This window comes from Nevskia soli (assembly GCF_903970205.1).
In the GTDB taxonomy this organism is placed as follows: Bacteria; Acidobacteriota; Terriglobia; order Bryobacterales; family Bryobacteraceae; genus Bog-113.
Window position 1 is genome coordinate 1 of record NZ_CAJCHS010000259.1, and the last position, 2,685, is coordinate 2,685.

At 59.5% G+C, this 2,685-nt stretch carries 2 protein-coding genes; both read left to right on the forward strand.

Annotated features, from left to right (window positions below):
- Positions 1-371 precede the first annotated feature (371 nt).
- On the forward strand, positions 372-1,424 hold the full coding sequence (locus tag H1Y01_RS11820; RefSeq protein WP_180540726.1) for an alpha/beta hydrolase: 1,053 nt from the start codon (positions 372-374) through the stop codon (positions 1,422-1,424).
- 41 nt (positions 1,425-1,465) lie between these two features.
- The coding region (gene thrS / locus H1Y01_RS11825) for a threonine--tRNA ligase (protein WP_180540727.1) at positions 1,466-2,685 on the forward strand (1,220 nt) is incomplete at its 3' end.

The following is a 2,685-nucleotide window of genomic DNA, read 5'->3' on the forward strand; positions in this document are numbered from 1 at the left end:
GAACATGATTCAGGAGCGTCGGCCCGAGCGCGAATCGGTAAGCCTTGGCCGGCATACCGTTCAGCAACGACGGAATAAACGGAGTCGCGGCTAAATGCAGCGCGCCCAGAGCCATCAAAAGCAATCCAGCGGCCCGCAGCAACCCCCTGGCAAGCCTCTCGTTCAGCATAGTTGTTCGGCGTCCCTTCGTTCCTCCCGCCGCACCCCGCCACACGATAACGACCCGACCAAGGATGGCGGGCGTGCTCTGCTTGACTCGCGCGTTCGCCGGGTGTCGAAAGTTCTCCAACTAACACGCCTCAGTATTCTCTCACGGTGTTTTGCAGCCCTCCTTCATCCGGCGCGCCTAAGTCGCCGGGTAGAATAGACGCGTGTTTCCGCTCCGATCCCTGTTCCCGCTTGCGCTCCTTACAGCGCTCGCGTCCCGAGCATTCTCTCAGTCCGAGGTCGTGGACATCATGGTTCACTCGCCCGGCCTTGAGCACAATCTACTCGGTGATCCCGCTGACCAGCCTGCGGCCGTCTACCTTCCGGATGCTTATCGCAAGGAGCCGCAGCGGCGCTTTCCCGTGCTCTACTTTCTGCACGGTTACAGCGATCGAACCCCGCGCCATGTGGCCGGTCAGATGGTCGCGAGTGCGATGGATCGAGATATCGCCGCCGGGGTTGCTCAGCCGATGATCGTGGTATTACCCAACGGAATCAATAAGTATCGCGGGTCTTTCTACGCGAACTCGGCCACTACCGGAAACTGGGACGATTACGTCACTCGCGACGTTGTCGGATACATCGACGCGCACTATCGAACCATCCCTTCGCCCGCGGCGCGCGGGATTGCCGGCCATTCCATGGGCGGGTATGGCGCGTTGACACTGGCCTTCCGCCATCCCGGTGTTTTCAGCGCGGTCTACGCGATGAGCCCTTGCTGTACGGACATCGTTGCCGATTTCGGCCCGTCAAACGACGCCTGGGTTGCCGTGAACCGCCTGAAATCTCCCGACGAAATACCGACGGCTCTGGATCAAAATCACTTCTTCGTCGCCGCGCTCGGCGCGATCGACGCGGCGCTTGCTCCCGATCCGCATGCCGGAGCTCTCGGCGATCCGGCCTTCGAGTTGGATGGTAAGCATCTCCGGACGGACCCTTCGGCATTCAGCCGCATCGCGTCGAATATGCCGGTCAACATGGTGATTCCTCTGCTCGCCAACATCATGCAGCTCAGAGGAATCTTCATCGAGTACGGCGCGCAGGATAACTTCGCGCACATCCCGATCGGCGCTCAGGAGTTATCGCAGAAGCTATCGCAGGCGGGAGTAACTCATAGTCTAGAAGTATTTCAGGGCGATCACGGCGATCATCTCGAGGAACGCGTAACCAACCACCTTCTACCCTGGATGTCGCGCCAGCTAACTACCGGAAAATGACCGGTACGAACCGCGCCGCATGTTAGGCTAAATACTTTACTATGAGTAACATTCAGGTCACCCTGCCGGACGGAAGTGTGCAAACCGTCGCGGCGGGAACGCGGCCGCTGGATATCGCCCGGAAGATCAGTCCGCGCCTTGCGGATGCCGCGATCGTCGCGCGCGTGAATGGGCAGCTTTTCGACTTGACCCGGCCCATGGACGAAGACGCGAAGCTCGAAATCCTCACGCCGAAGAATCCGGAAACGCTGGAAGTCTACCGGCATTCGACCGCGCATTTGCTGGCCGCCGCTGTTCTGGAGTTGTTTCCGGGGACGCGCCTCGGCATCGGGCCGCCGACTGATAACGGATTCTTTTATGACTTCGAGCGCTCGCAGCCGTTCTCTTCGGAAGAACTGGAAGCGCTGGAGCGGCGGATGTGGGAGCTGCAGGCGAAGGATCTGCCGTATGAGCGCGTGATGACGCCCAAAGAGGAAGGGCTGCGGCGTTATCGGGAACTTGGCGAGCCGATGAAGGTGGAACTGATCGAGGAGAAAGCCGACCCGATCTTCAGCGAGTACACCCTCGGGCCGGATTTCATCGATTTCTGCCGCGGCCCGCATGTCCCTTCCACCGGGAAATTGAAGGCTTTCAAGCTGCTTAGCGTGGCCGGCGCTTATTGGAAGGGCGACGAGCACAATCAGCAGCTGCAGCGGATCTATGGCACCGCGTTCTTCACTAAGAAGGAGCTGGAAGACTACCTCAACCAGCTCGAAGAAGCGAAGAAGCGCGACCATCGCAAGCTGGGCCAGGAGCTTGACCTGTTCAGCATCCAGGAGCTTGCCGGGCCAGGACTGATCTTCTTCCATCCCAAAGGCGGCATGGTCCGCAAGATACTCGAGGACTGGATGCGCGACGAGTACCTGAAGCGCGGGTATTCGCTGGTCTATACGCCGCATGTGGCGCGCTACGAACTGTGGAAGACCTCAGGCCACGCGAACTATTACGCGAAAGATATGTTCGCGCGCATGGAACTCGAGGATGCCGAGTACCAGTTGAAGCCGATGAACTGTCCGTTCCATGTGCTGATCTTTGCGGATCGGATGCATTCCTATCGGGAACTGCCGGTGCGATTGGGAGAGCTAGGGACGGTGTATCGATACGAGCGGTCCGGGGTGATGCATGGACTGCTGCGCGTGCGCGGTTTCACACAGGACGATGCGCATATTTTCTGCACGCCGGAGCAGGTTGAAGACGAGGTTGTGAATTGCCTGCAGTTTGC